This window comes from Mycobacterium talmoniae (assembly GCF_001854525.1).
Taxonomy (GTDB): domain Bacteria; phylum Actinomycetota; class Actinomycetes; order Mycobacteriales; family Mycobacteriaceae; genus Mycobacterium; species Mycobacterium talmoniae.
This window is the reverse complement of sequence record NZ_MLQM01000262.1, coordinates 1-4,569: the sequence shown is the minus strand read 5'-3', so window position 1 is coordinate 4,569 and position 4,569 is coordinate 1. Positions and strand designations below refer to the sequence as shown.

Below are 4,569 nucleotides of genomic sequence, written 5' to 3'. Positions count from 1 at the left end.
GTTCGTGGAGGGGGAGGAGGAGTCCGGGTCGCCGTCGCTGGGTGCGCTGCTGGCCGCCCACCGCGACAAGCTGACCGCCGACGTGATCGTCATCGCCGACTCGGACAACTGGAGCGTCGACGTGCCGGCGCTGACGGTGTCGCTGCGCGGGCTGGCCGACTGTGTCGTGGAAGTCGCCACCCTGGATCACGGGCTGCATTCCGGGCTGTGGGGCGGGGTGGTGCCCGACGCGCTCAGCGTGCTGGTGCGTCTATTGGCCAGCCTGCACGACGACGACGGCAACGTGGCGGTGGCCGGCCTGCACGAGGGCACCGCCGCGGCGGTGGACTACCCCGACGAGCGGGTGCGCGCCGAGTCCGGGCTGCTGGACGGGGTACGCGAAATCGGGTCGGGTTCGGTGCCGCAGCGGCTGTGGGCCAAACCCGCGATCACCGTGATCGGCATCGACACCACCTCGATCGCGGCGTCGTCGAACACGCTGATCCCGCGGGCCCGCGCCAAGATCAGCATGCGGGTCGCCCCCGGCGGCGACGCCAAGGCCCACCTGGCGGCGCTGACCCGGCACCTGGAACAGCACGCGCCGTGGGGCGCGCAGGTCACCGTCACCCCCGGCGACGTCGGCCAGCCCTACGCCATCGACGTCAGCGGCCCGGTCTACGACGCCGCCCGGGCGGCGTTTCGGCAGGGCTGGGGCACCGACCCGGTGGAGATGGGCATGGGCGGCTCGATCCCGTTCATCGCCGAATTCGCCGCCGCCTACCCGGCCGCGACGATCCTGGTCACCGGGGTCGAAGACCCCGCCACCCAGGCGCACAGCGTCAACGAAAGCCTGCACCTGGGGGTGCTGGAACGCGCGGCGATCAGCGAGGCGCTGCTGCTGGGGTCGCTGGTTTAGACCGCCAGATCCCGGCGCAGTTTGGCGACATGCCCGGTGGCTTTGACGTTGTACTGCGCGACGGCGATCTTGCCCTGCTCGTCGACGACGAACGTCGAGCGGATCACGCCCTGCACCGTCTTGCCGTACATCTTCTTCTCGCCGTAGGCGCCCCACGCACTCAACACGCTGCGCTCCGGATCGGACAGCAGCGGGAACGTCAACCCTTCGGCGTCACGGAATTCGGCCAGCTTGGCGGGCTTGTCCGGGGAGATGCCGACCACGTCGAGCCCGGCGTCGCCCAGCTCGCGCAGGTTGTCGCGGAAGTCGCAGGCCTGCTTGGTGCAGCCGGGGGTGGAGGCCGCCGGGTAGAAGTACACGATCACCCGCCGACCCCGGTAATCGGCCAACGACACCGGGTTGCCGTCGGCGTCGGGGAGGCTGAACGCGGGCGCGGTGTCGCCGGGCTGCAGGCGCGCGGTGTCGGTCAACGAACATCCCTTTCTGCTCACCGGAGCACCGGGACGGGCACCGGCTGCTCTAGGGTATGCGACAAGGCAGCAACTCAAGGACCGAGCCCACGCAGCGGCCGGTGCGGGAGGACATGGAGGACGAGCGTGGCGGACCGGGATCCCGACACCATCAAAAAGGAGATCGACGAGGCCCGCGATCGGCTGGCCTCCACCGTCGATTCGCTCGCCGAACGGGCCAATCCCCGCCGACTCGCCGATGACGCCAAGGCCCGGGTGCTCGCCTTCGTCAAGAAGCCCGCGGTGGCGATGTCGCTGGCCGGGCTCGGGGCGCTCGGCGTGGTGCTGGTGATCCGCAAGATCCGCAACCGCTGATCGGGGCGCGGTCGCTGCTGAGATCGACGCCTAGATTGACACGTAGCCCCCAGAATCGGGGGTTTGCGCAATATGGACGTCGATTTCAGCAGGACGCCGGGAGCGGGTCGAACCGGAACACCGTGAGCCGGTCGGCCAGCGCCTCGAACTCCTCGGGTGTGCCGTCACGGACCAACCCGGAACGCTTGGCGAACGCCACCCCGACGGGGACCTTGGTCGCGAATACCCGCAGCACCGGCCGGGCCTCCTCGGCGGTCAGTGCGACGACCGCGACCCGGCGCGACCGGCGTCCGCGGCTGAGCGTGCCGACACCCGCCGCCCGGGCGTTGCGCGCCCAGTCCGCGCCGGGATACCCGGCCACGACGTACAGGCCGCCCCGGTAGTCGAACGGCGTCATCGGGGTGCTGCGGGGCCGACCCGATTTGCGGCCGGGCACGGTCAACACCATCGCCGGGCCGGTCGGGATGCCGAGCTTCTGCACGGCCATCATGAACTTGTTCATCGGTTTGAGGTAGCGCGGTGGGCGCAGCTCGGACATCTTCTGGCTCCTTGTGCTAGCTGAACAGTTCCGGGTGCCGGGCCACCCAGTGGGCGAATGTTTCGGCGGGACGGCACAGGATCTTCTCCACCTCGTGGGTCACCAGGGCCGGCGTGTCGACGGTTGCGGCGAGCAGCGCGGTGTAGGCGTCGGCGAATTCGGCGGGCAAGCCGATGGTGATGAACCGTTGCCGCACCGCGTCGGCGGGCACCTCCTGGTAGCGCAACGGGCGGTGCAGCGCCTCGGCGATGACCGCGAGCAGCTCGGTGTTGGTGAACGCCTGCGGACCGGTCAACGGAATCTTCTGTCCCACAAGGTCGTCGGTCAGCAACGCGTGGGCGGCCACCGCGGCGATATCGTTCTCGACGATCGGGGCGGTCGACGCCGCCGCGTACGGGCCGGTGACGATATCGCCGGCGCGGATCTGGCCCGCCCACATGCCGACGAAGTTGGTGGCGAACACCGAGGGCCGCAGGCTCACCCAGGCCAGGCCGGAGTCGACCGCGAGTTGCTCGACCTCCTTATTGCGGTCGCCGCGGAACCGGGACGGCTGCCGGGAAAAGTCGTCGTCGGCGTTGAGGGCCGACAACGCGACCAGCTTGGCGACCCCGGACCGGGTGGCCAGGTCCACCATGTCGGGCAGCTGGCCGATCAGCGCCCGCGAGTTGAGGAATACCGCCGAGGCGCCGGGCAGCGCCTCGGCGGTCGATGCCACCACCTCGACCTGTGCGGGCAAGCCGGCGGCCGCGGGATGACGGGTGACCGCGCGGACCTTGGCTCCGGCGTCGGCGAGGGCGGTGACGAGCGGGCGACCGACATTGCCGGTCGCGCCGGTGACGACGATGATCATGTGATGGCTCCTTTCCAGGGTTCTGCCATCAAGGACGGGGCGAAAGCCGCAAAAGTTACCGCCGCGGCCGGTAACTTTTCGCGGCCCCGGATCGTCGTCAACACATGAGCGAATCGTCCCCCCACTCCGGCGACCGGGTCGCCGCGGCCTGGCGCAGCCACCGGCCGTATCTGGTGAACCTCGCCTATCAGATGCTCGGTGATATCGGCGACGCCGAAGATGTTGCGCAGGAAGCGTTTCTGCGGTTGGCGCGCACCGATATCGAGGAGATCGACGATGTGCGCGGCTGGCTGACCGTGGTGGCGGGACGGCTGTGCCTCGATCAGGTGCGCTCGGCGCGGGCCCGTCGCGAACGGCCCACCGACACCGTGCAGGAGGTGGCGTCGGCCCGCGAGGTCGACCCGGCCGACCGGGTCACCCTCGATGATCAGGTCTCCGGCGCGCTGCTGCAGGTGTTGAGCAGGCTCAGCCCCGGCGAGCGGGTGGCGTTCGTGCTGCACGACGTGTTCGAGGTCCCGTTCGACGCGATCGCGGAAACGGTGGGCAGGCCGGTCGGCACCTGCCGGCAGTTGGCGCGGCGGGCGCGGGCCAAGGTCGCCAGCGGGCAGCCGCGGCTTCAGGAGGTGGCGCCGGCCGAAAACCAGCTGGTCACTGAGGCTTTCATCACCGCCTGCGCCAACGGCGACCTGCAGGCGCTGGCCGCGGTGCTCGATCCCAGCGTGTGGGGGGTGGGAACGGTGCTGACCGACCCCGCGTTACCGCCGCAGATCAACCATGGACGCCACGACGTGGCGACCAACCTTTTGCGGTACCTGGGACCGGGCGCCACCTTGGTCGCCGGGCCGGCGGGACAGCCGGTGCTACTGGCCTACGCGGAACGACGGTTGTTCGCCATGGTCGTGTTGACGATCCGCGACGGCCTGGTCGCGAAGATCGAAGCCACCGCGGACCCGGTCGCCCGGTTCGGGGCCGACAACACCTTCTGAGCCGCGACCCGTCTCAAAGTGCCCGTCACAATTGGGAATTGATGCGGTCACGGTATGGCGTGCATTGTGTCTCGATCCCGCAGCCATTTCGTTCCTCATCTAGGCACGGTTGCCCCACCGCGCTACGGTTTCGCTGCGCTGAGTGATGAGCGGAACCAGCTGGGCGCGGATACGTGAATAGCCGACTCATGGGAATGAGCGTTGGAAATCTTGAGCCGATTCAACATCGCAACAGTTGCCGGCGTCGGGTTGTGCGGGGCCGCGTTGGCGTTTAGCGCCGACGCGGCGGCCTTCCCGCGACCCACCGGCGGTCCGACATGCACCGAGATGCCGGCGGCTGGCGCGCCGGCCTGTGCGGCGGCACTGACGGGAGCCGCCGCGCCGGCGCCCGCCGGAGCGCCGGTGGTGCCGGTCGCCGGGGTGCCGCTGCCGGCGGGTGCGCCCGTGCCGGTGGTGCCGGTGGCGCCGGTTGCTGG

Annotated in this window: 6 protein-coding genes and 1 pseudogene; 4 read left to right on the top strand and 3 right to left on the bottom strand. The window is 70.1% G+C overall.

What is annotated here, in order from left to right:
* Window positions 1-895, top strand: an 895-nt coding sequence (locus tag BKN37_RS25935) for a M20/M25/M40 family metallo-hydrolase (RefSeq protein WP_071030036.1), incomplete at its 5' end; no start/stop codon positions are given.
* On the opposite strand, the gene bcp is transcribed toward BKN37_RS25935, so the two are convergent.
* On the bottom strand, window positions 892-1,365 hold the full coding sequence (gene bcp / locus BKN37_RS25930) for a thioredoxin-dependent thiol peroxidase (protein ID WP_071030034.1): 474 nt from the start codon (window positions 1,363-1,365) through the stop codon (window positions 892-894). The two genes, BKN37_RS25935 and bcp, sit on opposite strands and share 4 nt — an antisense overlap.
* A gap of 126 nt (window positions 1,366-1,491) precedes the next feature.
* Here bcp and BKN37_RS25925 point away from each other — a divergent pair, with 126 nt between their 5' ends.
* Window positions 1,492-1,719, top strand: coding sequence for a DUF3618 domain-containing protein (locus BKN37_RS25925; RefSeq protein ID WP_071030032.1), 228 nt, complete (start codon window positions 1,492-1,494; stop codon window positions 1,717-1,719).
* Window positions 1,720-1,804: 85 nt separating this feature from the next.
* Here BKN37_RS25925 and BKN37_RS25920 read toward each other — a convergent pair whose 3' ends face one another.
* Window positions 1,805-2,257, bottom strand: a complete 453-nt coding sequence (locus tag BKN37_RS25920; protein ID WP_071030030.1) for a nitroreductase family deazaflavin-dependent oxidoreductase — start codon at window positions 2,255-2,257, stop codon at window positions 1,805-1,807.
* A gap of 16 nt (window positions 2,258-2,273) precedes the next feature.
* Window positions 2,274-3,107, bottom strand: coding sequence for an NmrA family NAD(P)-binding protein (locus BKN37_RS25915; protein WP_071030028.1), 834 nt, complete (start codon window positions 3,105-3,107; stop codon window positions 2,274-2,276).
* A gap of 104 nt (window positions 3,108-3,211) precedes the next feature.
* On the opposite strand from BKN37_RS25915, the gene sigI reads away from it, so the two are divergent.
* Both sigI and BKN37_RS29620 read left to right on the top strand, forming a co-directional pair.
* Complete coding sequence (gene sigI / locus BKN37_RS25910; protein ID WP_071030027.1) at window positions 3,212-4,093, top strand: RNA polymerase sigma factor SigI; 882 nt, start codon at window positions 3,212-3,214, stop codon at window positions 4,091-4,093.
* A 210-nt stretch (window positions 4,094-4,303) separates the two neighbouring features.
* Window positions 4,304-4,569 (top strand): annotated as a pseudogene (locus BKN37_RS29620) (hypothetical protein); the annotation flags it as partial.